The sequence below is a fragment of the Paenibacillus castaneae genome (genome assembly GCF_002884445.1).
Classification (GTDB): Bacteria; Bacillota; Bacilli; order Paenibacillales; family Paenibacillaceae; genus Pristimantibacillus; species Pristimantibacillus castaneae.
Map to the genome: position 1 here is coordinate 3,008,176 of NZ_KZ614144.1, position 25,874 is coordinate 3,034,049.

Annotated in this window: 24 protein-coding genes and 1 pseudogene; 23 read left to right on the forward strand and 2 right to left on the reverse strand. The window is 44.5% G+C overall.

Going from position 1 to position 25,874, the window contains the following annotated elements; translation table 11 throughout:
- Positions 1-153: 153 nt before the first annotated feature.
- The 7 genes from CEF13_RS13295 to CEF13_RS13325 all read left to right on the forward strand — a co-directional run bounded on the left by CEF13_RS13295 (position 154) and on the right by CEF13_RS13325 (position 7,756).
- Positions 154-852 carry a response regulator transcription factor gene (locus CEF13_RS13295; RefSeq protein WP_102711134.1) on the forward strand — a complete coding sequence of 233 codons (699 nt, stop codon included), beginning with the start codon at positions 154-156 and terminating at the stop codon, positions 850-852.
- Positions 849-2,207, forward strand: coding sequence for a HAMP domain-containing sensor histidine kinase (locus CEF13_RS13300; RefSeq protein WP_102711135.1), 1,359 nt, complete (start codon positions 849-851; stop codon positions 2,205-2,207). The genes CEF13_RS13295 and CEF13_RS13300 overlap by 4 nt, the downstream gene beginning before the upstream one ends.
- Positions 2,208-2,230: 23 nt before the next feature.
- The gene (locus CEF13_RS13305) at positions 2,231-3,091 is read left to right on the forward strand and encodes a carbon-nitrogen hydrolase family protein (protein WP_102711136.1); all 861 of its coding nucleotides are present in this window, start codon (positions 2,231-2,233) and stop codon (positions 3,089-3,091) included.
- Between the two features lie 41 nt (positions 3,092-3,132).
- Entirely contained in the window at positions 3,133-3,795 is a 663-nt protein-coding gene (locus CEF13_RS13310) for a GNAT family N-acetyltransferase (RefSeq protein ID WP_102711137.1), read from the forward strand.
- Positions 3,796-3,812: 17 nt separating this feature from the next.
- Positions 3,813-4,484 (forward strand): GNAT family acetyltransferase, encoded by a 672-nt coding sequence (locus CEF13_RS13315; RefSeq protein WP_102716371.1) that lies wholly within the window; start codon positions 3,813-3,815, stop codon positions 4,482-4,484.
- Positions 4,481-5,257, forward strand: a complete 777-nt coding sequence (locus CEF13_RS13320; protein WP_102711138.1) for an MBL fold metallo-hydrolase — start codon at positions 4,481-4,483, stop codon at positions 5,255-5,257. The genes CEF13_RS13315 and CEF13_RS13320 overlap by 4 nt, the downstream gene beginning before the upstream one ends.
- A 537-nt stretch (positions 5,258-5,794) precedes the next feature.
- Positions 5,795-7,756: an endonuclease MutS2 gene (locus CEF13_RS13325; RefSeq protein WP_102711139.1), complete on the forward strand. Its 1,962-nt coding sequence runs from the start codon at positions 5,795-5,797 to the stop codon at positions 7,754-7,756.
- 772 nt (positions 7,757-8,528) lie between these two features.
- Here CEF13_RS13325 and CEF13_RS13330 read toward each other — a convergent pair.
- Positions 8,529-9,167, reverse strand: coding sequence for a thiamine diphosphokinase (locus tag CEF13_RS13330; protein ID WP_102711140.1), 639 nt, complete (start codon positions 9,165-9,167; stop codon positions 8,529-8,531).
- Between the two features lie 228 nt (positions 9,168-9,395).
- Here CEF13_RS13330 and CEF13_RS13335 point away from each other — a divergent pair.
- Both CEF13_RS13335 and CEF13_RS13340 read left to right on the forward strand, forming a co-directional pair.
- Positions 9,396-9,881, forward strand: a pseudogene (locus CEF13_RS13335) (trimeric intracellular cation channel family protein).
- A complete protein-coding gene (locus CEF13_RS13340) occupies positions 9,881-10,384 on the forward strand; it encodes a low molecular weight protein-tyrosine-phosphatase (RefSeq protein ID WP_102711141.1) in 504 nt (167 codons plus the stop codon). The pseudogene CEF13_RS13335 and the gene CEF13_RS13340 overlap by 1 nt, the downstream one beginning before the upstream one ends.
- 67 nt (positions 10,385-10,451) lie before the next feature.
- On the opposite strand, the gene CEF13_RS13345 is transcribed toward CEF13_RS13340, so the two are convergent.
- Complete coding sequence (locus CEF13_RS13345) at positions 10,452-11,189, reverse strand: alpha/beta hydrolase (RefSeq protein WP_102711142.1); 738 nt, start codon at positions 11,187-11,189, stop codon at positions 10,452-10,454.
- 287 nt (positions 11,190-11,476) lie between these two features.
- Between CEF13_RS13345 and pdhA the strand changes: the two genes are divergently transcribed.
- The 14 genes from pdhA to CEF13_RS13410 all read left to right on the forward strand — a co-directional run bounded on the left by pdhA (position 11,477) and on the right by CEF13_RS13410 (position 25,591).
- The gene (gene pdhA, locus CEF13_RS13350) at positions 11,477-12,544 is read left to right on the forward strand and encodes a pyruvate dehydrogenase (acetyl-transferring) E1 component subunit alpha (RefSeq protein WP_102711143.1); all 1,068 of its coding nucleotides are present in this window, start codon (positions 11,477-11,479) and stop codon (positions 12,542-12,544) included.
- A 20-nt stretch (positions 12,545-12,564) separates the two neighbouring features.
- Entirely contained in the window at positions 12,565-13,542 is a 978-nt protein-coding gene (locus CEF13_RS13355) for an alpha-ketoacid dehydrogenase subunit beta (protein WP_102711144.1), read from the forward strand.
- Between the two features lie 16 nt (positions 13,543-13,558).
- Complete coding sequence (locus CEF13_RS13360; RefSeq protein WP_102711145.1) at positions 13,559-14,893, forward strand: dihydrolipoamide acetyltransferase family protein; 1,335 nt, start codon at positions 13,559-13,561, stop codon at positions 14,891-14,893.
- A gap of 3 nt (positions 14,894-14,896) precedes the next feature.
- Positions 14,897-16,312: a dihydrolipoyl dehydrogenase gene (lpdA, locus tag CEF13_RS13365; RefSeq protein WP_102711146.1), complete on the forward strand. Its 1,416-nt coding sequence runs from the start codon at positions 14,897-14,899 to the stop codon at positions 16,310-16,312.
- 112 nt (positions 16,313-16,424) lie between these two features.
- Positions 16,425-16,913 (forward strand): acyl-CoA thioesterase, encoded by a 489-nt coding sequence (locus CEF13_RS13370; RefSeq protein ID WP_102711147.1) that lies wholly within the window; start codon positions 16,425-16,427, stop codon positions 16,911-16,913.
- Between the two features lie 56 nt (positions 16,914-16,969).
- Positions 16,970-17,926 carry a thymidylate synthase gene (locus CEF13_RS13375; protein ID WP_102711148.1) on the forward strand — a complete coding sequence of 319 codons (957 nt, stop codon included), beginning with the start codon at positions 16,970-16,972 and terminating at the stop codon, positions 17,924-17,926.
- Positions 17,927-17,959: 33 nt separating this feature from the next.
- Complete coding sequence (locus tag CEF13_RS13380; RefSeq protein ID WP_102711149.1) at positions 17,960-18,448, forward strand: dihydrofolate reductase; 489 nt, start codon at positions 17,960-17,962, stop codon at positions 18,446-18,448.
- Between the two features lie 248 nt (positions 18,449-18,696).
- On the forward strand, positions 18,697-20,184 hold the full coding sequence (locus tag CEF13_RS13385; protein ID WP_102711150.1) for a glutamate synthase subunit beta: 1,488 nt from the start codon (positions 18,697-18,699) through the stop codon (positions 20,182-20,184).
- Between the two features lie 142 nt (positions 20,185-20,326).
- On the forward strand, positions 20,327-20,464 hold the full coding sequence (locus CEF13_RS28795) for a hypothetical protein (protein WP_166742781.1): 138 nt from the start codon (positions 20,327-20,329) through the stop codon (positions 20,462-20,464).
- A 51-nt stretch (positions 20,465-20,515) separates the two neighbouring features.
- On the forward strand, positions 20,516-21,634 hold the full coding sequence (locus CEF13_RS13390) for a lysozyme family protein (RefSeq protein ID WP_102711151.1): 1,119 nt from the start codon (positions 20,516-20,518) through the stop codon (positions 21,632-21,634).
- Between the two features lie 205 nt (positions 21,635-21,839).
- The gene (locus CEF13_RS13395; protein ID WP_102711152.1) at positions 21,840-24,101 is read left to right on the forward strand and encodes a type IA DNA topoisomerase; all 2,262 of its coding nucleotides are present in this window, start codon (positions 21,840-21,842) and stop codon (positions 24,099-24,101) included.
- 89 nt (positions 24,102-24,190) lie between these two features.
- On the forward strand, positions 24,191-24,619 hold the full coding sequence (locus CEF13_RS13400) for a pentapeptide repeat-containing protein (RefSeq protein ID WP_102711153.1): 429 nt from the start codon (positions 24,191-24,193) through the stop codon (positions 24,617-24,619).
- A gap of 164 nt (positions 24,620-24,783) precedes the next feature.
- Positions 24,784-25,245, forward strand: a complete 462-nt coding sequence (locus tag CEF13_RS13405) for a GNAT family N-acetyltransferase (protein WP_102711154.1) — start codon at positions 24,784-24,786, stop codon at positions 25,243-25,245.
- A 61-nt stretch (positions 25,246-25,306) separates the two neighbouring features.
- Positions 25,307-25,591, forward strand: a complete 285-nt coding sequence (locus CEF13_RS13410) for a DUF2277 domain-containing protein (protein WP_102711155.1) — start codon at positions 25,307-25,309, stop codon at positions 25,589-25,591.
- The last annotated feature ends 283 nt before the right edge of the window (positions 25,592-25,874 follow it).

The following is a 25,874-nucleotide window of genomic DNA, read 5'->3' on the forward strand; positions in this document are numbered from 1 at the left end:
TGCAGCCGCCGATCTACGTCTCTGTAGATCGGCTTGCTTGCATTTGAGCATCAGACTCATTATGATGAAAATAAATCTAACCTTTCAAATTAACGCTATGATTAAATAGGATTAAAGAGATAAATGAAATTCGGAAGCAGGTGAACCTCTAAGATGAAAGAACATATTCTAGTCGTAGAAGACGAAAAAGGAATATCCAGAATATTGCAGCTTGAGCTTGAGCATGAAGGTTATACAGTAGGTACGGCTGCAGACGGTCGTACAGGCTATGAGATGGCTTCAACTGGTGAGTGGGATCTCGTGCTGCTAGATGTCATGCTGCCTGAAATGAGCGGCATAGAAGTACTGAGGCTGCTCCGTCAAGCTGGCAATCCCGTCCCCATAATATTATTGACGGCTCGAGATACCGTTCCTGATAAGGTAAGCGGATTTGAGCACGGCGCTAATGATTATATTACAAAACCTTTTGCTATGGAGGAGCTGCTTGCTCGCGTACGCAACATTTTGCGAATATTCCAAAAGCATCCCCGTGAGGCTGAAGGTTCTGATATCGTTAAAGTTGGCGATCTTACGATTGAGCTGCGGACGCGTAAAGTATTCCGCAAAGATATCGTAATTGAATTGACGCCGCGTGAATTTGAGCTGCTTGTCTATCTTGTTGAGAACAAAAATGTAGAGAAGTCTCGTGAAGATATTTTGTCGGAAGTTTGGGGCTATGATTTTATAGGTGAAACAAATCTCGTTGATGTATATATTCGTTATTTGCGGCAAAAGCTCGACAAAGGCTATCGCCATAAGCTTATTCATACGGTTCGCGGCGTAGGCTATATGGTAAAGGAGCCTGACGCATGACACTGCGCAAAAGGTTTACTCTTTTCACCATTTTTTGGTTAATATTCATTCTTATTTTGTTTAATATTTTTGTTTATTTCTATGTGATCAAGATTACGACTAAAAGTGAAGAAGAAGTCATATCCAACAAAGTGAATCTGATGCTTGATAACCCTCGTATCCAGAGCGGACGAGGTTTGAACTCACCAGACTTGCTAAATGAATATTATAATGTGAATGAAATGATTCGAATTATTGCTCCCAATAATAGAGTCGTAAATATAACGGGTTCTGATCCGCTTCTCCAGAAGCTGCCTGCAACCTTTGAGGTTCAGCATCATACAGGAATGATCTCGCAAAGCGGGGAGCGCATCTTGTATATGCGTGTGCCTTTATATGAAGGAAACCGCGTCATAGCGATGCTGGAAGTGAATCGAATTCTGGATGAATTGGATAATTACTTGCAAGTGCTTGTTGCGGCTCTGAGCGTGACAACCGGTGGGGCTATTTTGTTTGCGATATTTGGTACGTATTGGTTCACGTCCAGGTTAACCGCTCCGATTCAGCAGATGGTCAATACGATGCGTGAGATTGACAGGAGCGGAAAGCTGAGACAAATAGAGCTGCATAGCCGCGAGGAATCTGCAGAGCTGCAGCAGCTTGTTCGAGCATTCAATCAAATGATTGAACGTCTCGACCGCACTTTCGCGAAGCAAAAGCAATTTGTTGCAGATGCCTCCCACGAGTTGAAGACACCATTGACCGTCATTAGCAGTTATGCGGGGATGCTGAAGCGATGGGGACGTGATGACGAAAGTCTGCGTAATGAGGCTATCGAAGCGATTGATAAGGAATCACATCGTTTGCAAAACTTGACGAAGTCTATGCTCATGCTGGCTGAAGCCGAGCAAGAGGATTGGCTGAGACAAGAGCTGTTCGATGTGGTTCAGGTAGTAGATGAGCTGGCAACTATGCTGCAAACTACATTTGAACGCCCTATACGGGTAAAGGCAATGTCAAAGGTTGTACGAATGGTTGGCGATAAGGATAAAATAAGGCAGCTCTTAGTCATTTTGCTGGATAATGCTATTAAATATTCGAAGGACCCGATTGATGTGACGATTACGCTTGTTCGGCATATTGTCAAGATCGAGGTCAAGGACAAAGGAATGGGCATTCCCGAGAATGAAATCCCTCATTTGTTTGAACGATTTTACCGTGTTGACGGAGCGAGAAGCCGAACAACTGGCGGAGTAGGACTCGGTTTGTCTATAGCGAAGCGGATTGTGGATTTGCATGAGGGGAAAGTAGATGTATTTAGTTTGCCTGACCTCGGAACGACCATCACGCTTCAATTCAAGCAGCGTAAGCAATAATATATAAATGGGGGTTTATGCGTATGAAGTTTCGTACGGCTGCTGTTCAATATGAGCTAGCGGACATTAGCTCTTTTGAGCAATTTGCCGAGCAAGTCACGCATTATGTGCGTAATGCCTCTGAGTATGGGGTACAATTTGTTTTGTTTCCTGAGTTTTTCACTACGCAGCTGCTCTCAATCGGGGATGAGACAGGCAAAGCTCTTCCGATCGAGCGATTGCCTGATTTTACAACGGATTATATTCAATTATTTCGCTCCTTAGCTGCAGAGTATGATGTATATATTATAGGCGGCACACATGTGCTTGAAATTGCCGATGGTAAGCTTCGAAATGCTGCGCATCTTTTCCATCCCGATGGCAAAGTTGATGTGCAGCATAAAATTCATTTAACGCCAGTTGAAGTCGGGGACTGGAACATGTCGCCGGGCGATGGGCTGGAAGTATTCAAGACTGCATATGGTACAATCGCGATGTTAACCTGCTATGATATTGAATTTCCAGAAATCGTTCGGATGGCCCGTGCGAAGGGAGCAGACGTCATCTTTTGTCCTTCGTGTACGGATGACCGACATGGCTTCTATCGCGTGAGATACTGCTGCCATGCAAGAGCAGTTGAGAATCAAGTGTATATCGTAACAACGGGGACAGTAGGTTCCCTACGCAAGGTTGATTTCATGCGTTCAAACTTTGGTCAAGCAGCCATTATTTCACCTAATGATATTCCATTTCCTCCAGCAGGTATTTTGAGTGAAGGCATAATAAATGACGATATGCTCGTTGTTGCGGATCTGGACCTAGCTCTGCTGGAAGAAGTAAGAGCAAAGGGCTCGGTTACGACCTGGCGCGATCGTCGAACGGATTTGTATCCAGACTGGAGCTGAATCTGCTTATTATGGCCAAGGAATGTGCAGAGAGGCGGTCGATGATGAGGAAAGAACTTTATTTGTTTGTTGATGGCAAGCCTCAAAGGACGATCATCCGGCGTTATGAGAAAGCTGACTTTCAAGCTTTAATTGACGTGCAGAGGGTAAGCTTTCCACCGCCGTTTCCAGAGGAGCTTTGGTGGAACGAAGAGCAGCTTCTCCAGCATGTCACGAGATTTCCAGATGGAGCTTTATGTGCGGAGGTTGATGGCCGCATAATCGGTTCGATGACAAGCCTAATTGTAAATATGGATGATTATGGACATGCGCATAACTGGGAGACGATCACGGACAGCGGCTATATACGCAATCATAACGGAAACGGAAATACGTTATATGTAGTTGATATTTGTGTTATACCGGAGTACCGGGGCTCTGGGATAGGCAAATGGCTTATGCAGAGCATGTACGAAACGGTTGTCGAGCTTGGTCTAAGCAGATTGCTTGGCGGAGGAAGGATGCCCGGCTATCATTTGCATGCGCACGAGGCAACACCGGAAGCTTACCTGGAGAAGGTGCTGCAAGGCGAATGGAAGGACCCCGTTATTACGTTTCTTCTGAACTGCGGTCGTATGCCGATCGGGATCGCTCATCACTATTTAGAAGACGAGCAATCTCTTCACTCTGCTGTGCTAATGGAATGGCGAAACCCATTTAAATAAAGGAGAATGTCATTATGTTGATTTATCATCGTATTCATTCAATAGAGGACCCTTTTTTTGCTGCCTTGCATAAACAGCTTCAAACTATTTTTCCTCCTGAGGAAGTGTTAGCATACGAGCTATGGAAGGAACCATTATTAGATCCTTCAATACATGTGTATGTAGCTATACATAATGGTGAAGTTGTCGGTTCTACAGAATATCGTTATTATCCCAAACTTCAAGTAGCAATGACGGATTTCACTATAATCGGCAAGCCATCACTTGGAATCGGAAGATTTCTGCTGAGGAATCGCGAGCGTGATCTTCAAAAGCTGGCTGAGCAGTCTGGAACGGAATCGCTCGGCATGTTTGCAGAAATCTATGATCCATACCGTGCAGCGGAGCATACATTCGGCGGTGTTTCACCTATGAACCCTATTGTACGCCGCGAGGTGCTGTCGCATATTGGCTACAAACGTTTAAATCTTGCCTATGTTCATCCGTCATGGGATTTAGAAGGTATGGCCGTATCCGAGCTAGATCTAGGATTTCTGCCGGCTGATGAGAATCAATCGACGATTGATGCTTCGCTTGTAGCTGAATTCTTGGAGGGCTACTATGCGTTTCTAACGAATAAGCCGAAGGAATGGACCCGTATGATCGAGAAAATCCGCGCTTTAGAGAGCATTGAGCTGCTGCCTCTATGACCAGTCTTATATTCAGAGGAACGGGTGACTCCATGGGGGTTCCCCGTGTTTATTGTGAGTGCGCCGTATGTGAAGAAGCAAGGTCTGCTGGTGTAAATCGCAGGCTTCGATCCTCTGTACAAATAGATGATCCAGAGACAGGTGTCATATGGATCGACTGCGGTACAGATTGGGCGAAGCAAATGGAAGCAGCAGCGCTTCGAACAGTCGATACGCTGCTCATTACACATGCGCATTTTGATCATATCGGTGGCTTGGTAGAATGGGCGGATGCTTGCCGCTGGCTCCGGAAGAAGGGCAGGGCATATGCCCCTTCTGAGGTTATTCAAGAAATTTTAGATCGATTCCCTTGGCTCAGCAACCAAATCGAATTTCACTCCTTTGACCAGCCCATTATGCTTGGGAAATGGCGTGCTTTCAGCTGGCGTGTCCATCATGGCAAGAATGGTTATGCTTATGCATTTCACTTTGAGCATACGGAAAGTGGATATAAGTGGGCATATTGCTCGGATTCAATCGGCTTGACGGAGCAGCAGCAGAAGCCGCTTTATGAGCTTGATCTGCTTGTGCTTGGAACAAGTTTCTATGAGGAGCCGTTCGCTTATGAAACACGATCCGTATATGATGTGAAGGAAGCGATCGCACTGACAGAAAAATGGAGACCTAAACAAATTTTTCTTACTCATATGTCGCATGATATCGATTTAAATAAAAGATATGAATTACCGGAAAATATGCATTTCGCAAAGACAGGCATGACTATTACTATTTAATGGTTAATGGCTATCTAATTAGGCTTGACAAAGCAGTTGTACTTTTTGTACATTTAAAGGGTAAAACCAGATATTGACTAATGAATCATTTAAAGGGGAAATTTTGATGTTTGCTGGTGTCCTTAACTCATAAATTGGATATGGTCAGATTAACGCTGGTCTTGCGATCCAGCTCGGTGCAAAAAGCACCTTGCGGCAAGGCTTTGTTTCGTGATCTGACGCCAAGAGTTCTGGACATGAGGATTTCCGCCTGAATGCAATTCGACAGCGGCCCAATCACCGTGCTCTCGCAGCACGGTTTTTTTATATTCATTTTTGTGTTTACTAAACGCGAAAATGGGGATTGGAGCTTATGTCGATCACGACAGGAATGGAACGCGCCCGCGTTCTGTTCCTGTTTTTTTTTATGCCTATTTACTGGATTAGCTCTTCAATTTTGTTGATGAAAGGCAGGAAGATGTATGCAGTTTGTTCACAAGCTTTTACCGAAAATCTCAGCTTATGTTACAGAAGAAAATAGGAGGAGGCTGTTAAAAAATGAATGAAGCATCAAGAAGAAGATTAGAGTACGACAAGATCAAAGCCAGCCTAATCAGCTTAACCTTATCCCCCGCTGGACGCTTGTTAGCGAATAAGCTGGAACCCAGCATGGATCATCGACAGGTTGAAGCTTGGCTCATTGAAACAGAAGAAGCAGTTGATTTGCTCGCAAGCGGAGCAAGCATACCGATTTCGGCTATGGATGGGATCGAGCCTTTTCTAGCACTTCTTGGCAAGGGGAGAATTTACAATGAAGTGGAATTGGAGCAGCTTTCGGTGTGGCTTGCCTCAGTCGTGCAAATGAAAAAATATATGCACAGCAAGCAGCATATCGCTCCTACCATTACTGCATATGCAGAGTCCATGTTCGACTGTCCCAATCTGCGCGAGGAGTTGAATCGTTGTTTGCGATATGGGCAATTGACCGATCAAGCAAGCGCTGACCTTGCATCTATTCGTAGACATATTTATGCTGCTGAGGACAAAATTCAGAAAAAAATGGAGCATTCCCTTCACAAGTATCGTACTTCGCTTCAAGACCCGGTCATTAGCAAAAGACGGGACCGATTCGTTATCGCTGTAAAGAAAGAGCTGCGGAAGCAAGTCCCCGGAACAGTATGGGATGAATCCGCAAGCGGTCAAACTTTATTTGTTGAACCTGTTGATGTATCAGAGCTTCAGTCAGAACTGCAATTATGGAAAGCAGAGGAGGAGCGTGAACGCACGATCATATTAGCTCGATTATCAGAGCTCGCTGAATCATACTCATACGAGCTGCATCGGAATGTAGAAGTAATGGCTGCATTCGATTTCATTACTGCGAGAGCGAAGCTTTCACATTCCTTCGGCGGGAAAAGAATAGAGCTGTCAGCCAAACCCGTCATTCGGCTTGTTCATGCAAGACATCCTCTGCTAGGGCAAAACAGTGTACCGCTTAATGTTGAGCTTGGTTTCGAATGGAAGCAGCTGATCATAACCGGTCCCAATACGGGAGGCAAGACTGTTGCTTTAAAAACAATCGGATTGTTTGTACTAATGGTCCAGTCCGGTTTGCTAGTACCGGCGGAGAAAGGCAGTGTGATTGGAGTATTCAAGCATGTTATCGCGGATGTAGGAGATGGGCAAAGCTTGGAGCAATCTCTCAGCACTTTTTCCTCTCACGTGACTGTGCTGAAGGATATGCTTGAAAACGCGGGTCCACGTGCATTATTATTGCTCGATGAATTGGCAGCAGGCACCGACCCATCGGAAGGAATTGCATTATCCATTGCGCTGCTGGAACAGCTCCTCAGTCTGGGAGCGTTAACAGCGGCCACGACACATTTTAATGAAATCAAAACCTTCGCCTCACAAACAACCGGCTGTCAAAACGCGAAAATGTCTTTTGATGCCGATACGCTAAAGCCTCTTTATGTGCTGGAAATCGGAGAGGCAGGAGACAGCCATGCATTTGCAATTGCACGAAGATACGGATTGCCGGAAGTTGTCATGCAGCGTGCGGAGCAATTGCTAGTGCGAAAGCGTGAGAGTGCGCTTAGCTCATTGGATAATGAGCTGTTAACTATGAAATCAATAGATGAAGGAAGAGAATTAAAGGCTGAATCTACAGTTAAAGCTCAAAATGAAGGATCACATATTGAGTCTAAAGATAAGCCTCCCAAATCCAAACCCTTTGAAAAGGGGGATGCTGTATGGATATTCCCGTTGAAGCGAATTGGAGTTGTGTTTCGAACTGCTGACGAGCGAGGAAATGTAATTGTTCAGGTGCAGGGTCAGAAATTAACCTTCAATCAGAAACGAATTAAATTATATATCGCTAAAACAAAGCTGTACCCGGATGAGCAATATGATATGGATATTGTATTTGAAACCAAGCAAAACAGAAAAGCACGTAAGCTTATGAGTCGTAAACATGTGGAGGGCCTTTCGATAATAACACCGGAGGAGGATATTTATTAAAGTAGCAGTAAATCATCACTCGCTATTAATAAATACTGGTGCTGAATTAGCTGCTTAGCTGCTTTGAGGATAAATATTGAAATTAGTATCAAATATTGATACTAAAAAGTACGTGGCACCCAATAGGAAAGGGTTAGTTTCACAAATTGAAACTAACCCCCATTATTACCGATATTTCTCGCCGAAATAGCTCATTAGTTTCAAAACATCCAACTAAACTGAGCATTCATGCCAATTATCTCGAATTATTTTCAGAAAGTGAAATTAATCCAACCAATCTGCTGCTATCTCGCCCAAATTTCCATGGCAACCGAATATGTTTTAAACAAACTATTCCTTCTCGCATTAAAGCGTGTCCCAGAGGGACGAAAGCGCTCCATGCTCTAGCTAAACTGTTGAGCCTATACTAAAACTCCATCGTTACTTCAATTGCAGGTGTCCAGAAGGTGCAACCCTTGGAGCCCTCCCTTGGAAAGGAGGGTTTGGGTGGGTTCGAAAGACATTAAAGCGTGACCCAGAGGGACGAAAGCGCTCCATGCTCTAGCTAAACTGTTGAGCCTATACTGAAACTCCAACGTTACTTCAATTGCGGGTGTCCAGAGGGTGCAACCCTCGGGGCCCTCCCTTGGAAGGGAGGGTTTGGGTGGGTTCGAAAATCATTAAAGCGTGTCCCAGAGGGTGCAACCCTTGGGGCCCTCCCTTGGAAGGGAGGGCTTAGGTGGGTTCGAAAGCCTTTAAAGGTTGGTTTTAATCCCCTAATAGGGGCAAGGGGTTAATCCCGACTTTGGATCACCAACAACAGCCCTTCACTCACACGAATTTTGCCTTCTGCAGCAACCAATACATTGCTAATGCCAAGAGATTGTCCAATTGTTAATTCCGCATTGGTCAGCGGGTATTGGAAGCCAGTCAGCGTAATCCCTTTTACATGCATGGTTAGCGGAAGCAGGGAAACGTTTGGATAATGCTGCGTGTTGAGCGTTAAATTATCCGCGATGAGTGTTATTTTATTATGATCGTCAATTATAGTTGCACGAACGTTTTGTTTGATCGCAAGCGCCAGTAAGTGAACATTGGCAAGCGAATGATCGAACCTTGTGCCAAGCGCTCCCAGCAGAACGATTTCAGAAGGCTGCATATCAAGTGCAAGTCGAACAGCCATTTCCGTATCCGTATAATCTTTATCTATGGGGTCGCAAGCGATGGTTTGACCGCTGCTGCTTTGGATGGACAGCATTTCTTCCTCAGAAACGGAATCGAAATCGCCGATTGCGATGTCTGGTTTCAATCCGTGTGCTAGAAGAAAACGAGCGCCGCTGTCTGCGCCTATGAGTAAATCATTTGATGAAATATGTTCAAGTGCCCAAGCGCCAAGCTGGCCGCCTGTGCAGATGATAATACGAGGCTGCATAATGAAATTATCCTTTCTGATTGAAGATCATATGTAACTTTTACAAGTATAAAGCTTCCTGTTAGATAAAAACTAGAGGAAATGAATTTATGTGTTTTTCATGCTCTACTATACCGCGAAAATTGTCGTTGCGAAACCTGATCCCCCCCAGCTAAAATGGGAAAGACAATATCAAGGTTAGTAATTGATACAAGGAACGGGAAGCGAGGAGCAAGAGCCGTGGTAGACATGGATGTTTTCGGAATACTGATCAACATAGGCACAATTTCATTTGCCGTCAGCGGCGACATTGTAGCAATGGAGGAAGAGTACGATATTTTAGGTGTTTTCGTTCTTGGATAGGTGAGTGCTTTTGGTGGAGGGGTTGTGCGAAACCTATTCATTGGAAAACCAGTCACCTCGCTGTGGAGTCAAAGGAATTTGCTGAAAATAGTCCTCGTAGCTGCTATGTTGACCGGAATTGGGGGCGGTATTATTCGCGATGTGCTTGCGGGCCGCAAACCACTTGTTCTAAAGGATGAAATCTAAGCCGTATGGGCGATGCTTGCAGGTCTTGCCATTGGTATGGGTTGGTTTAAGTCGACGATTGAGTTATTATTGTTGTTTGTTGTTATTATTAGTTTTCGGATGCAGTCTGTTTATTTCAAATGGAAGCTTCCGCGTCGTTCGCTTGGAATCGCTGCGGCTCATGGGCAGAAGAAAGGAGAGATGTAATGAAAGCAAGTGTATTATTCGTATGTTTAGGCAATATATGCAGGTCTCCAATGGCTGAAGCAGTTATGCGCCACCAGGTGCAGCTAGCTGGCTTGTCCGAACAGATTGAAGTGGATTCGGCAGGAACAGGCGATTGGCATCTTGGGCACCCCCCGCATGAAGGCACTCGAAAACAGCTGGATCAACACCTCATTTCGTATGAGGGTATGAAGGCGCGTTTAGTAACAGCTGAGGATTTCAATGTGTTTAATTATATCGTATGCATGGATTCCAATAATCTTCGAGATGTAAAGAAGCTTCTGGACGAGTCAGGCTTGAAGGCGGCTGAGAGCGAGGCTGGTCGTAAGCAATTATTTACGTTTATGGAGCTGCTTCCGAACGAGGGCATCAAGGACGTGCCTGATCCTTATTATGATGGTAATTTTACGTATGTATATGAACTGATGGACAATGGCTGTAAAGCTTTGTTAGAGAAAATTCAAACGGATTTAAAGCAAGCTTAAGCAGAATACAAAAAATAGCTGATCCCAGTAGCTCAAATGAGTTTCTAGGTCAGCTATTTTTTATTTCTTATTCTACTTCAATGAAATAGGAGAGAGCCTTATCCATTTCCTTCTGCCAGAAGCCCCATTGATGCTTGCCATCCTTTTCTTCATAAAAAATATTCGCATTCTTCAGCTCCAGCAGCGCCTTTGCATTCCGATTCAGCGCAACAAAATCAAATACACCGCGATCAGTCTCATAGGCATCCTCTTGCAATCCGACAATCATATAAATGGTGAGCCAGCTTAAATCGATTGCTTCTGAAATTATATTTTGAGAAATGCCGTAATAAGCACCCGATAGTGACATGACGCGAGTAAATAATTGTGGGTACAAAAGTGCTAAATGCAGCGATACCGATCCTCCAAGAGAGTCACCTGCAAGCAATCGATGTTCAGGCTCCTGCCGGACGGAGTATCGTTCCTCTACGAATGGTACAAGCTCTTCTGCGAAAAATTTGGTGTAAGCCATAAATCGATCACCATCAGGTGTGTACTCCGCAGTTCTCAACTTTTTGTCGACATCGACTCCTACTATAATAAAAGGCTCCAAGCCCTCGTCTAAAATTAGACGTGTTGCGGTTGTAGCAATTCGTCCGAAATTGAAAAAATCTTCACCGTCCTGGCAATAGACTACAGGATAACTAAGTACTTCATTATAACCAGGCGGCAAAAAAATGCGTAAATTTCGCGATTGCTCCGGAAGCAAACGGCTAGTCACCGTTTCTTTCACAATAGTGCGTTTCAAATATCTTTCATCTGTCATATCTTTATCTCCTATCGTTTGTAATAACTGAATGGAATGGGACTGTTGTGGGTAAACAATAGTAAGGCAATCCTGTATATCTCATTTCATTCCGTTGTTGTATTATGCTGTTATAGTGGAAAAATGAGTCTGTAGCATATACAATTTATCAGATAAAGATGAGAATCGGCGAAAAAACAACGGTTTTTTTGTTTTTTGCTTTGACCATATTCGCTAAACAGGTTTATAATAATTCTATAACAGAGGTAAATGTTTTTCAAATATTTCAATTGAGGTGAGCGTTCAAAATGAGCAAATTACCATACGAGGTTCAAACGGAACCGGTAACACCGCTATCCGTCTTAACTCTTGACGGTGAAGTTGTTAATCCTGATTTATTGCCGGCACTAACCGACGAACAATTAAAAGAAGTAATGTACCGCATGGTATTTACCCGTACGTGGGATGAGCGTGCTGTTAACCTTGGACGCCAAGGAAGACTCGGCTTCTACGCGCCAGTATCTGGTCAAGAAGCATCGATGATCGGCAGTGAGTACGCTCTTAATAAAGATGATTTCATTTGCCCAGGCTACCGTGATATGCCACAAATCGTATGGCACGGATTGCCGCTTTACCAAGCATTCCTTTACTCCCGTGGTCATCAAGCAGGCGGACAAATTCCGCAAGACGTACACGTGCTTATGCCGCAAATTATTATCGGCGCACAAATTTTGCATGCTACAGGCGTTGCAATGGCATTTAAGAAAAAGAACGAAAAACGTGTTGCAATCACTTATACAGGTGACGGCGGCTCTTCAGAAGGCGATTTCTATGAAGGCATGAACTTTGCGGGTGCTTATAAGCTTCCTGTTATTTATGCCGTTCAAAACAACGGATATGCGATTACTACACCATTCGCTAAGCAAACAGGCGCATTGTCAATTGCACACAAAGCGGTTGCTGCTGGTATCAAAGGTATTCAAGTAGACGGAATGGACGTGCTTGCTGTAATTAAAGCTGTTCAAGAAGCTGCTGAGCGCGGACGCAATGGCGAAGGTGCAACTTTGATTGAAATGATCACTTACCGTTTCCGTCCACACTCCATGGCGGATGACGCAACTAAATATCGGACTAAAGAAGAAGAAGCGGAATGGGCTTTGAAAGATCCGCTCGTTCGCTTTGGCAAATATTTGGAGAAAAAAGGCTTGTGGTCGGAAGAAGACACAAACCGTGTGAAAGAAGAAGCAAAAGCAACTGTAAATGAGCACATCAAAAAAGCTGAAGCAGTTGAGAAAATGACTGTAGCAGGCTTGATCGATACAATGTTCGAAACAACACCGCAACACCTGGAAGAGCAAAAAGCCGATTTTCAATAATAGAGGGGGAACAGACGATCATGGCTCAAATGAATATGTTGGAAGCAATTCGCGATGCGATGCGTGTAGAACTTAAACGTGATTCGAACGTTGTCATCTTCGGTGAGGACGTAGGTAAAGTCGGCGGTGTTTTCCGTGTGACTGAAGGTTTGCAAAATGAGTTTGGAGAAGACCGCGTATTTGATACACCGCTTGCTGAATCGGCACTTGCGGGTATGGCAGTAGGGATGGGCCTGCAAGGCTTCCGTCCAATTGCAGAAATTCAATTCGTAGGTTTCATATATGAAGCACTAGACCAAATGTTTGTCCAAGCAGCTCGTATGCGTTACCGCTCCGGCGGACGCTATAACTCGCCAATCGTATTCCGTACGCCATTCGGCGGCGGTGTGAAAGCAGCTGAGCTTCATACGGATTCACTTGAAGGTCTGGCTATTCAAACGCCAGGTATTAAAGTGGTTATCCCTTCCAATCCTTACGATGCCAAAGGTTTGATGATTTCGGCAATTCGTGATAATGATCCTGTATTTTTCATGGAGCATCTCAATCTTTACCGTGCATTCAAGGCGGATGTGCCTGAGGGCGAATACACCGTTGAGATCGGCAAAGCTAACATTGTGCGTGAAGGTACAGACGTTACGATCATTTCTTACGGCATGATGGTTCATACGGCTGTTAAGGCTGCAGAAGAGCTTGAGAAAACAGGCGTGAGTGCAGAGGTTATCGATTTGCGCACATTGCTGCCGCTTGATATCGATACAATCGTTGCTTCGATCCAAAAAACAAACAGAGCGATTGTTGTTCAAGAAGCACAAAAAACGTCCGGCGCTGCAGCTGAAATTATTGCACAAATCAATGAAAAAGCAATCCTGCACTTAGAAGCGCCAGTTCTTCGCGTTGCTGGTCCGGATACGGTTTATCCGTTTGCTCAAGTTGAGGACGCGTGGCTTCCTTCAGTAGCTCGTGTATCGGCAGCGGTTCAAAAAGTACTGAACTTTTAAAGGAGGTTAACTAGCGATGGCTAAATTCGAATATCGTTTCCCGGAGCTCGGCGAAGGTTTGCACGAAGGCGAAATTATTAAAGTGCATATCAAAGTCGGCGACGCGGTTACAGATGATGATATTATTATGGAAGTTCAAAACGACAAAGCGATCGTTGAAGTACCATGTCCAGTAAACGGCAAAGTGCTTGAAGTTCTTGTGAAGGACGGACAAGTCTGCCATGTTGGCGAGGTAGTTGCGATCATTGATGCAGAAGGAGAATTGCCAGAGCAATCTGCGCCTGCGGTTGAAGCACCGAAGGAAGAGGCTCCAGCGAAACCAGCTGCGGCTCCAGAAGCACCAGCGGCTCCTAAGGCAGAGACAGCAGCACCAGCTGCAGCCGCTGCTCCTAAAGCAGCAGGCGGTCTTGTTCTTGCAACGCCTAGCGTGCGTAAATTTGCTCGCGAGAAGGGCGTTGATCTTACACAAGTAGGCGGCACAGGCAAAAACGGCCGCATCACTCGTGATGATGTAAACGGCTTTGGCGGTGCTCCGGCAGCAGCAGAAGCTGGCGCAACAGCAGCTGTTGAAACGCAAGACAATGCAGCAGTCGCAGCGCAAGGCGCAAGCGAAGCTAAGCCTGCACCTACAGCTTCTGGTACCCCTTATCGTCCAGAAGAGCGTGTACCTTTCAAAGGCATTCGCAAAATTATTGCAAATGCGATGTCCAAATCGGTTTATACTGCACCGCATGTAACGATTATGGATGAAGTTGATGTAACGGAGCTCGTTGCGCTTCGTGCGAAATATAAGCCTTACGCTGAGAAAAAAGGCTCCAAGCTTACGTATTTGCCGTTCATCGTTAAAGCACTCGTAGCTGCTTGCCGTGAGTTCCCAATTATGAACGCAACGCTTGACGAAACCAATCAAGAAATTGTATTGCGCAAATATTACAACATTGGTATTGCTACCGATACAGATAACGGACTGATTGTTCCTGTTATCGAAGATGCAGATCGCAAAAACCTGTTCAAGATTGCCGATTCTATTCGTGACCTAGCTGTTCGCGGACGTGATGGCAAGCTTTCGGGCAGCGAGCTCAAAGGCAGCACGATTACCATTTCAAATATCGGTTCTGCAGGCGGTATGTTCTTCACGCCAGTAATCAACTTCCCTGAGGTTGCTATTCTTGGTACAGGCAGAATTACGGAGAAAGCGATTATCCGTAACGGCGAAATCGTTGCAGCTCCAGTTATGGCTCTTTCACTTAGCTTTGATCACCGTCTAATCGACGGCGCAACTGCACAAAACTTTATGAATTACATCAAAACACTTCTGGGTCAGCCGGAATTGTTCATAATGGAGGTATAAGACATGGTTGTAGGTGATGCTTCCCTAGATATTGACACTCTAATTATTGGTGCGGGTCCTGGCGGTTATGTCGCAGCTATTCGTGCGGCTCAACTTGGTCAAAAAGTGCTTATCGTGGATAAAGAACATGTTGGCGGCGTATGCTTAAACGTAGGCTGTATTCCATCGAAAGCTCTAATCTCTGCATCTCATCAATATGAATCAATCAGCCACGCTTCCGCATTCGGTATCGAAGTGGGCGAGGCGAAGGTTGATTTCACGAAAGTACAACAATTTAAAAACGGAATCGTCAAGAAGTTGACTGGTGGCGTTGCTTCCTTGTTGAAAGCAAACAAAGTCGAATATTTCCAAGGCGAAGTGATGTTCATCAACGAAACCGAAGCTCGTGTTTTCAATGATCAAGAAGCACCGCGCTACCGTTTCAAAAACTGTATTATCGCAACGGGCTCACGTCCGATCGAGCTTAAAGCTTTCCCTTTCAGCGGACGTATCGTTTCGTCAACTGGCGCATTGTCCTTGCCTGAAATTCCAAAAAGCCTTGTCGTAATCGGCGGCGGCTATATCGGTATCGAGCTTGGTCAAATGTATTCCAAATTCGGAACAAAAGTAACGGTAATCGAAGGCTCTGACGCAATTCTGCCAGGCTTCGACAAAGATATGTCTTCCATTGTTGCTAAGAAACTGAAAAACACTAACGTTGATATCATTACTGGCGCACAAGCAAAAGGCGCTGAGCAAACGGATAAAGACGTAACAGTAACTTATACAGTTGGCGACAAAGAAGAGAAAGTAACAGCCGATTACTTGCTGGTAACAGTTGGACGTCGTCCGAATACCGATGGCGAACTTGGTCTTGACCTTATTAATGTTAAGATGTCCGACCGCGGCCTTGTTGAGGTTGATGAGCAATGCCGTACGAACATCCCGCATATTTATGCCATTGGCGATATTATTGCTGGACCTGCACTTGCTCATAAAGCAATGTACGAAGGCCGTATTGCCGCAGAAGCAATTTCTGGTCTAACTAGCATTATTGATTACAAATGTGTTCCAGCTGTTTGCTTCTCCGATCCAGAATGCGCAAGCGTTGGATATAGCGAGAAGGAAGCGAAGGACAAAGGCCATAACGTTAAGGTTGGCAAATTCCCGTTCGCAATCAACGGACGCGCTATGTCGCTAAATGCTAACGAAGGCTTTGTTAAACTCGTGTCCGATGCCGAATCAGGTCTTGTATTGGGCGCACAAATTATCGGTCTTGAAGCTTCCAATATGATTGCTGAGCTTGCTCTTGCAATCGAAATGGGCGCAACGCTTGAGGATATCGCACTTACGATTCATGCGCATCCTACACTTGGCGAGATCGTTCTTGACGCAGCAGAAGTTGCGTTAGGCCACCCAATCCACACATTTATTAAATAAATGATAAATATACTTTAGCTACACTAGAGGTCACGCGGCTTACCCAGCCGACGGGGCCTCTTTTCGCTTCATGGGACCCTTACGCACATAACTATAGAGGAGTGATGACCGGATGGAGCAAATAACAAAGCGCGCTAAAGAATCCAGAACTTTGATGACTCAGCTCATTTTCCCGCTTGATACGAATCATTATGATACGATGTTTGGCGGCAAGCTGATGGAGTATATGGATAAAGTTGCAGCTATCGCAGCAATGAGGCATGCCCGAATGCAGGTTGTGACGGCCTCTACGGACAGCCTTGACTTCTTGGCTCCAATTAGGGTGGGAGAAGTGATCGAGGTTGAAGCTTTTGTTACATGGACGCAGCGGAGCTCTATGGAAATTTACGTATCGGTTCAGTCTGAAAACTTAATGAGCGGGGAACGTAAAACGACGGTAACGGCATTTTTCACCTTTGTTGCTCTGGGGGATAATGGGAGGCCTGCACAAGTTCCAACTGTACTGCCGGAGACGGAGGAAGAATTAAAACTTCACGCATCAGCGCCTGAACGGCATGAGCTAAGAAAAAAAAGGAAACAGGACAGAGCAGGAGGAAAATGATATAATTAATTGTTATTTTCATGATGTTCTGTATCATAACAAGGGGGCATATCGGAATGAGCAATAATGAACAGTCCTATTTGCAATTGTTGAAATATGTATTAGAGAATGGTACAAAAAAGGAAGATCGAACAGGTACCGGTACGATTTCGACATTCGGTTATCAAATGCGATTTAATTTAAATGAAGGCTTTCCGCTTCTGACAACAAAGCGAGTACCGTTCCGCTTAATTGCCAGCGAATTAATATGGTTTATTCAAGGCGATACAAATATTCGCTTTCTTCTTGAGCATAATAACAATATATGGAATGAATGGGCATTCAAGAGATGGGTAGAGAGCGCTTCCTATACGGGCCCTGATATGACGAATTTCGGTCTTCGATCACAAACAGACGAGGCCTTTCAAGCTGTATACGATGAGCAGATGGAATTATTCAAGCAGCGGATTTTAAGCGGTGATGAGTTTGCCGCAGAATACGGGGAACTAGGTGATGTGTACGGCAAACAATGGCGCCAGTGGAAAACGACACAGGGAGACACCATAGATCAATTGAAGGATGTTATCGAAACAATTAAGTGCAATCCTGATTCAAGAAGGCTGATCGTATCGGCATGGAATCCGGAGGATGTGCCAAATATGGCCTTGCCGCCTTGTCACACGATGTTTCAGTTTTATGTAACGAACGGCAAGCTTTCCTGTCAGCTCTATCAACGAAGTGCTGATATCTTTCTGGGCATTCCTTTCAATATAGCCAGTTATGCGCTTCTAACGCATATGGTTGCGCATGAGTGCGGTTTAGAGGTTGGTGAATTCATTCACACGCTTGGAGATGCACATATTTATACAAATCATTTAGATCAAATTAATATTCAGCTTAGCCGTGAGCCGAAAGCTTTGCCACAGCTCAAGCTAAACGCTGATAAAAAGTCTATATTTGACTTTGAAGTTGCCGATCTCGCGATTGAGCAGTATGCGCCGCATCCCGGCATCAAAGCGCCTGTTGCAGTGTAGACAGATATACATTTTGGAGAGGAGTGATTTTAGATGTCCATTACATTTATTGCAGCTATGGACCGGAACCGGACGATTGGAATCGGAAACAATCTGCCGTGGCGCTTGCCTGCTGAGATGGCTTATTTTACAAAACATACGCTGGGCAAGACGGTTCTTATGGGACGGAAAACCTTCGAGTCGCTTCCTAAGCCGCTCAAGGATCGTAGGAATGTCATTTTGACTAGACAGCAGGACTATAAGCCCGAGGGCTGCGAAATCGTGCATACATTAGAGCAGGCACTACAATTATCGAAGGACCAGGAGCTTATGGTCATAGGCGGTGCAGATATTTATGCACAAATGCTGCCATTCGCGGATACTCTGCTATTAACCGAAGTGGATACCGAAATTGTGGGAGGCGATGCATTCTTCCCGCCGTTCTCTGAGTCTGACTGGGAAATGGTCGATAGCGAGAGCAGAGCAAGTGATGAGAAGAATGCGTACTCTTTTATATTTCAAACCTTTAAAAAGAAGATCTAACGAACAAACGGGCTCGAATTCATTTTCTAACGAACGATATGTAACATAGTACAAAAGATTGTACGGATAATCCATTAACGACATAAGCGCTAGAATGCTAGGATATTGTAAAATAGTAATCAAGCGATGGGTGTAAGGAAGCTTTGGATTAGCAAATGTTTGTTATTGAACAATGAATAAAATCCCGATATAGTTTTGATATAGATCATTAAATGGTTACGGGAAATATGGATGGAGGAATTGCGATCATGTCTACACCTACTGGATTTATGGAATATCAACGCGAATTGCCGGCCGATCGCGACCCGCTGGAGCGTATTAAAGATTGGCAAGAATTTCATAAGCATTTTTCGGACGAACAGCTAAAAACTCAGGGCGCTCGCTGCATGGATTGCGGTACGCCTTACTGCCATACCGGAATTGAGCTAGCTGGCTCCGTATCGGGCTGTCCCGTTAATAATCTTATTCCAGAGTGGAACAACCTGATTTATCGCGGGTTATGGCGTGAAGCATTAGATCGTTTGCATAAAACAAATAATTTCCCCGAATTTACCGGACGCGTGTGTCCTGCTCCATGCGAGGGTTCATGCACCGTTGGATTGATTGGCGACGCCGTTACCATTAAAACGATTGAACAAGCCATTATTGACCGCGGCTTCGACGAAGGCTGGGTCGTACCACAGCCGCCGAAGATGCGTACTGGAAAGCGTATTGCGGTTGTTGGTTCGGGGCCAGCAGGAATGGCGACTGCCGCGCAGTTAAACAAGGCTGGACATACCGTAACGGTATATGAACGTGCCGATCGGATCGGCGGTCTTCTAACTTACGGGATTCCAACGATGAAGCTGGAGAAGCATGTCGTGCAGCGCCGAGTCGATTTAATGGCTGCAGAGGGCGTTGAATTCATCGTGAATACTGAAATCGGCAAAGATATTACGGCTAATGAATTGGTACAAAATTTTGATGCTGTAGTGCTTTGCGGCGGTTCGACAAGAGCGCGTGAAGTTGAAATCGAGGGCCGTGATTTGAAAGGCGTTCATCTGGCAATGGACTATTTGAATGGCACGATTAAGAGCTATCTGGATTCCAACCTAGAAGATGGCCAATACATCTCTGCGAAGGATAAGGATGTTATCGTAATCGGCGGCGGGGATACCGGTACAGATTGTGTGGCTACAGCGTTGCGTCACGGGTGTAAATCCGTTACTCAATTCGGCACACATGCTAAAGCCCCGCTTGAGCGTGACAGCTTGAATAATCCTTGGCCTCAGTTCCCGAATGTATATACGCTTGATTATGCACAAGAAGAAGCAAAGGCGTTGTTCGGTGAAGACCCACGTGCATTCTCTGTTCTGACTAAAAAATTTGTTGGTGATGAGAATGGCAACTTAAAAGAGCTGCACACCGTTCAAATTAAACGTACAGTCGATGAGACGGGCCGCAAAATATACAGTGAAATACCAGGGACGGAAAAGGTTTGGCCTGCTGATCTTGTATTTATTGCAGTCGGCTTTGAAGGTCCTGAGACAACGCTGATCGATCAGCTTGGCCTTGCCCAGGATCGTCGGACGAATGTGAAGGCGACTTACGGCAAATATACAACGAATGTTGATAAAGTGTTCGCTGCAGGCGATATGCGCCGCGGACAAAGCTTGGTCGTTTGGGCCATTAATGAAGGCCGCGAGGCTGCGCGTGAAGTAGATAAATACTTGATGGGAACATCAATGCTTCCATAAACACTTTAGTTAATGGTTGTATGGAATTAGCTGAATAAGCATGGAGAGAAGCGCCTTTGAGGCGCTTTTCTTGCTGAGCGGGCACATAATTCTTAGCAATCCGAAAATGGGTTGCAAAACTTAGAATGGGGGACAACATGGCATGATCAAATATGGATTAGATCGAATAATGGTACTGAAATTTGTATCCTTTCAACCTCTTATAGAACGCAGAAATGAGCAATTTATTAGACATTCGGATATCCAATCGGAAATTAGAAAAACAAGCTCGCCTGAATAAGGAAAGTTGTGGTAAAATCGGTTTGAGATGACGCAAAAGGGGTGATTCGTCATGCCAGCCGAAGAAGCATACGTTCTATCACCGAGGGACGTTCGAAACATTCGCAGCTATGTCCAGCATAAATATGCAGCAATGCCGCAAGAGAAGCGTGCTGAAATTGTTGCGGATGCCGTTAATCGAATCATACATAAGCAATTGCCGAATTTCGCGGACAACATCAAACGATCTATAACGTCGATTCTCATTCGCACTGCGGTCATGGAGCATCAAAGACCGGTTCGTGCTGATGATATTTTTGAAGCATGCTTGGATATGGACAGGTCTAACGCTGCTATTTATGATCCCTTTCATGAATGGATGGAAGAGCAGCTTCGAATCAGCTGCGAGAAGACCGTCATGCGGCGTCTATTGGACAAGCTCGCGGATAATGAGCAATCCTTGGCTGGTGACGGCCGAAGCCGCTGGGGAGATCTCGAGAGTCTTTTGAAGGCGGAAGGTATTCAGGTGCTTGGGGACACCATTCCTTTGACTACTGCCGAGATTATTCCTTTATCTGCGCCGCCGCAGACCGGTTTCATACGCGGGCTGCGAGCTAGAGCGTTCATGTATAGCATTTTATGTTTATTTCTTATCGGCGCATCATTATTATATGGTTGGTCGCTAACGAAGCCTGCTCCTCAAGTGCTTCAACCGCCAGCGGCAGCGAAACCGTTTCAACCTATCGTTGTGCCTGTTGATGGTTTGCCAGCCGAGCTTCGTTTCCATAATATCGACGAATCCAAGCTTAAGCATTTTTTGGATACCAAATCATCCATTTTGGCAGATAAACCTTATTTCGATGCTATTGTAGCTGCTGCTCAGCAATTTGATATTCATCCCGCCTTGTTGTTTGCAATTACGGGCCAAGAACAAGCCTTCGTACCGAAGACAAACAAGCAGCACTTACAAATCGCGAATAATCCATTTAATGTTTTTCATAGCTGGCAAGAATTCAATACGACGATTGAACAATCGGCAGAAATAGCCGCGCGAACGGTTTTCAATTTAAGTAAGGATAGACCAGCGGATACAGATCCTTTCACATGGATTAACCGCAAATATGCAGAGGATCCGAAATGGTCAGATGGTGTTCGCTCCATTTTCACCGCAATTATAAAGGAAATTAAATAATGACCTAAGCCCGACAGGACAAGCTTCCTGTTGGGTTTTTTAGTGAAATTCATGTGATGCGATTAGCGTAAAGGTTCCATTTTGACGAAGAAGTCTGTAGAATGTTAGGTAGACGTTACTTTTTTCGAGCGTAGAGGCTATTGAAGTAAAGGTAAACTATAAGCCGAAAACGCATGCAAATGGCTATTGAAGGAGCGATAATCTTTTGAAGACACTCATCATTGCGGAAAAACCCGATATGGGACGAAATATAGCAGCCGCAATAGATCCCAAAGCAAAAAATCACCGTTCCTACATAGAAGGCGAGCAGTACATTATTACGTGGGCGATCGGTCATTTAATCGGGCTAGCGGAGCCGGATGCATACGATGATCGTTACAAAAAATGGAATATTAATGATCTTCCGATTATTCCGACCCAATTCAAGCTTGTGCCAAACAAAAAAACGATTGATCAGTTAAAGGTCATTAGCGACTTGGCGAAACGAAGCAATATGCTTGTCAACTCCTGTGATGCCGGACGTGAAGGGCAATATATTTTCTCGCTCATCCAGCGACACTTGAAGCTCAATCAGCCGGTGAAGCGGCTATGGATATCCGATTTAACTCCAGAAACGATTCGCAAAGGATTCGCGGAGCTGAAGGAGGGTGCGGAATATGAGAATTTGACACGCGCCGCTACAGCGAGAAGTCAAGCGGACTGGCTGATCGGGATGAATGGATCTCGGGCTTTTACAACGAAGCATAATGTACTGTTGTCCGTAGGAAGAGTGCAAACGCCTGTGCTTGCCTTAATCTATGATCGACAGAAGCAGATCGAAGCGTTCTCATCCCTGAAGTTTTTTGAATTGGAAGGACATTTCTCACAAAATGAAATGACTTACCGAGGTATGTGGCAGGGTGAGCGCATGACCGATCAAGCAAAGGTGGAGGCGCTAGCAGCTAAAGTGAAAGGAAAGGCTGGGCGGATTTCCTCTTACGAGGTTAAAGAAACGAAGGAGCATCCTTTCAAGCTGTACGACCTAACCTTGCTGCAGCGGGAAGCTAATGGAAAGTATGCTTTTTCAGCGAAAAAGACGTTGGATACCGCACAAGCTCTTTATGAGAAGCATAAGGTCATTTCATATCCTAGAACGAACTCCAACTATGTAACGGAGCAAAATATTCCAGAAATGCACAAAACGTTAAATGCACTCCAAGGGACCGTTTATGATGACCTTGTTAAAGGTGCAAATCGCGGACTTGTTCACAAGGGAAATAAATTTATATGCAACCCGACTAAGGTTGAGGACCATCACGCCATATTGCCCACTAATCGAAAGGCAAATGGACTTAGCCCTGATGAGCAGAAGCTATATGATTTAATCGTCAGGCGTTTTCTATCACAATTCTATCCTGCAGCAGAGTATAAGGTGCATACGGTATTGACTGAAGTGGAGAATGAGACGTTCAAAACGACAGTGAAGGAGCTGCTTAGCTTAGGCTGGAAGGTCATTTATGCTGACCAGAAGAAGGAAAAGTCAAAGTCCTCCAAGAGCAAGGATAAGGACGAGCCTGAGGATGAGGAGATCGAAGTAAGCGAGCCTTTCTCTATTCAGTCAAATGATGGTATTACTTGTACAGATGCGATAGTGAAAGAGAAGGACACGCAGCCTCCCAAGCATTATACGGAGGGAACGCTGTTGAAAGCGATGGAAAGCGCAGGCAAGCAGATTGAAGATGAGGATCTTCGCGATGCTATGAAGGATTCGGGTCTGGGTACGCCTGCAACGCGAGCAGCTACGATTGAGCGGTTGAAAAACGTAGGTTATGTAGAGATGCAAGGAAAAAAAATACTTGTTACACAAAAAGGCCGGACAGCGATCGAGCTCATCCGAGGAGCTGGAATTGACCTTCTAACCTCGCCGGAAATGACAGGTTTATGGGAGAAGCGCTTAACGGAAATTTCAAGAGGAACAGCTTCAGATGGTCAATTTATGGAAAATGTAAAAAAATTCGCAACGATGATTGTAGATAAGGTACGAATTCAAAATCGTGCAGCGAAAACCTCCTTCGAGAGCGAGGCAGCGCCTTCTTCTAGAGGTTCTTCCGGCAAAACGACTACAGCTACACGCAGCCGAGCTGCGGCGGCGAAGCCAAAGTCTGCTGCTGCAGTGAAGGGCAGTACAGACAAGGATTCATCCTCGTCCGATGGACCGACTGTCATAACAATTTGTCCGCGTCCTGGCTGCGGCGGTTCGATCTTTATGGGGAGAAAAGGCTATGGCTGTTCTCATTATAAAGAAGGATGCAAATTTGTTATATGGAAGCAAAGCTATGGACGGAACTTGACGGATGCACAGGTGAAATCATTGGTGGAGAAGGGGAAAACCAATAAGCTGAAGCTGGTTCTTGAGGATGGATCGACTGTTGATGGCAAAATTACGATCAAGAACATCGATACAGGTGAGCTCGCTGTCGAGCAATAGGAGCAACTCCAACATTAAGATGGACAGACTGGTGACACTGTTTTAAAATGGAATAAAGTCCATCTATCTACATTTGGGAGTGATAAAAAATGAAATTAGAAAATGAAAAAGAGATTCTGTCAGTCATTAATTCAAATGTTAGTCAATCCAACTTCAACAATGTTTGTGCAGAGCAGTTCACACTTCAATGCTGCAATCTGAGTGGAATGAGTATGAATGATGTTAATTTGACAGGATTGAATATTTCTGATGCTAATTTGACTGAGCTTCTGATTGATGGGGCACAATGGGGCGGCGCACACTTTCAAAGCATAGGATTTGGCAACCCAAGCCAGCCAGATGTTGAGTTCAACAAAACCCCTGTGCGATTCACTAATTGTAACTTAGAGCAAGCCGTATTTACGGATTGTAATTTAAAAAATATTCGTTTGGAGATGTGTGACATTTCTGGTTTAGTTATTAATGGCATTAATATCGAAAACTTAATGAAGCAGCATGCGGCTGCTGAACAGAAATAACAAACCAGGGTACATATTTAACCCAGTTAAATAGCATGCCTATTTCTGAGCAGACTGCCACAGTCTGCTCGTTTTAATATCCTTACATGAATGAACTAGCAGGAATATGTTTGATTCGATAATTAAATTCTAATTGAATATATTTTAAACAAGGGAGCGTATTCATGGCAAGTGTACGTTTAGCTACGTTAGACGATGTTGATGAGCTTGTACAAATGCGTTGGGATTTCTCCGAAGAGGATTATCCCGGTAGTACGGTTAGCTTTGAGGAGTTTCACCAGACTTGTAGAGGTTTCTTGGTTAAAGCAATTGAAAGCGGAAATTGGTTTATTTGGGTTGCAGAAGCGGATAAAAACATTGTGTCGCATATGTATTTGCAACTCATTCATAAAGTACCGAGACCAGGTAAATCACCAGACCCTTATTACGGATATGTTACTAATGTTTATACTCGTCCTGCCTTCAGAAGCCAAGGTTTTGGAACAAAGATTCACATTGCTATGGAAGAATGGTCAAAAGACAATAATGTCGAATTTCTAATACTTTGGCCGAGCAGTAACAGTGTACCGTTTTATTCGAAAAATGGCTTTTCTCCAAGTGAAGAAGCTGTGGAAAAACATTGGTGATTACATTATTGTATTAGTGCTGTTTTCAAAGTAACCAATAGATGATGAAAGGAAGATTGTGATGTGCCGAAATATCAAAACATTATTTAATTTCGATCCTCCAGCAACAGAAGAGGAAGTTGCAGCAGCTTCACTCCAATTTGTTCGAAAACTATCGGGCTATCATTCACCTTCGAAAGCAAATGAAGAGGTGTTCAATATTGCAATACAAGAGGTAGCAGCGGCAGCTCAGAAATTGTTGGATTCCCTCGTAACACAAGCGGAGCCGCGTGATCGAGAGGTAGAAATTGAGCGTGCTCGTGCAAGAAATGCCAAAAGGTTCGGTACATTGGAAACCGAAACTTAGGAGTCTTCATTATTTTAATAAAACGAATAATTTAAGAAACTATTCACACCATATACCTCGGATTTTTCTGAGGTTTATTTTTGCTTCACAGAATACAGAACTTTCGTGTTACACAGCATTGGTTGACTATCCATACATTTGAATTTATAATCGATATTAAAGATATCTGAACTCTTTAATAGTTGGGATGTGAAAACGATGAATAATTCGTAAAAGCTACTATACGATTTACAGAACATTCTTGTTCATCTGAAGGACAGGTATGAATGGTATAGTTATCTTT

Bases quoted from the DNA above. Each gene is read 5' to 3' on its own strand.
- CEF13_RS13295 (WP_102711134.1), top strand. From the start codon at position 154: ATGAAAGAACATATTCTAGTCGTAGAAGACGAAAAAGGAATATCCAGA.
- CEF13_RS13300 (WP_102711135.1), top strand. From the start codon at position 849: ATGACACTGCGCAAAAGGTTTACTCTTTTCACCATTTTTTGGTTAATA.
- CEF13_RS13305 (WP_102711136.1), top strand. From the start codon at position 2,231: ATGAAGTTTCGTACGGCTGCTGTTCAATATGAGCTAGCGGACATTAGC.
- CEF13_RS13310 (WP_102711137.1), top strand. From the start codon at position 3,133: ATGATGAGGAAAGAACTTTATTTGTTTGTTGATGGCAAGCCTCAAAGG.
- CEF13_RS13320 (WP_102711138.1), top strand. From the start codon at position 4,481: ATGACCAGTCTTATATTCAGAGGAACGGGTGACTCCATGGGGGTTCCC.
- CEF13_RS13325 (WP_102711139.1), top strand. From the start codon at position 5,795: ATGAATGAAGCATCAAGAAGAAGATTAGAGTACGACAAGATCAAAGCC.
- CEF13_RS13330 (WP_102711140.1), bottom strand. From the start codon at position 9,167: ATGCAGCCTCGTATTATCATCTGCACAGGCGGCCAGCTTGGCGCTTGG.
- CEF13_RS13340 (WP_102711141.1), top strand. From the start codon at position 9,881: ATGAAAGCAAGTGTATTATTCGTATGTTTAGGCAATATATGCAGGTCT.
- CEF13_RS13345 (WP_102711142.1), bottom strand. From the start codon at position 11,189: ATGACAGATGAAAGATATTTGAAACGCACTATTGTGAAAGAAACGGTG.
- pdhA (WP_102711143.1), top strand. From the start codon at position 11,477: ATGAGCAAATTACCATACGAGGTTCAAACGGAACCGGTAACACCGCTA.
- CEF13_RS13355 (WP_102711144.1), top strand. From the start codon at position 12,565: ATGGCTCAAATGAATATGTTGGAAGCAATTCGCGATGCGATGCGTGTA.
- CEF13_RS13360 (WP_102711145.1), top strand. From the start codon at position 13,559: ATGGCTAAATTCGAATATCGTTTCCCGGAGCTCGGCGAAGGTTTGCAC.
- lpdA (WP_102711146.1), top strand. From the start codon at position 14,897: ATGGTTGTAGGTGATGCTTCCCTAGATATTGACACTCTAATTATTGGT.
- CEF13_RS13370 (WP_102711147.1), top strand. From the start codon at position 16,425: ATGGAGCAAATAACAAAGCGCGCTAAAGAATCCAGAACTTTGATGACT.
- CEF13_RS13375 (WP_102711148.1), top strand. From the start codon at position 16,970: ATGAGCAATAATGAACAGTCCTATTTGCAATTGTTGAAATATGTATTA.
- CEF13_RS13380 (WP_102711149.1), top strand. From the start codon at position 17,960: ATGTCCATTACATTTATTGCAGCTATGGACCGGAACCGGACGATTGGA.
- CEF13_RS13385 (WP_102711150.1), top strand. From the start codon at position 18,697: ATGTCTACACCTACTGGATTTATGGAATATCAACGCGAATTGCCGGCC.
- CEF13_RS28795 (WP_166742781.1), top strand. From the start codon at position 20,327: ATGATCAAATATGGATTAGATCGAATAATGGTACTGAAATTTGTATCC.
- CEF13_RS13390 (WP_102711151.1), top strand. From the start codon at position 20,516: ATGCCAGCCGAAGAAGCATACGTTCTATCACCGAGGGACGTTCGAAAC.
- CEF13_RS13400 (WP_102711153.1), top strand. From the start codon at position 24,191: ATGAAATTAGAAAATGAAAAAGAGATTCTGTCAGTCATTAATTCAAAT.
- CEF13_RS13405 (WP_102711154.1), top strand. From the start codon at position 24,784: ATGGCAAGTGTACGTTTAGCTACGTTAGACGATGTTGATGAGCTTGTA.
- CEF13_RS13410 (WP_102711155.1), top strand. From the start codon at position 25,307: ATGTGCCGAAATATCAAAACATTATTTAATTTCGATCCTCCAGCAACA.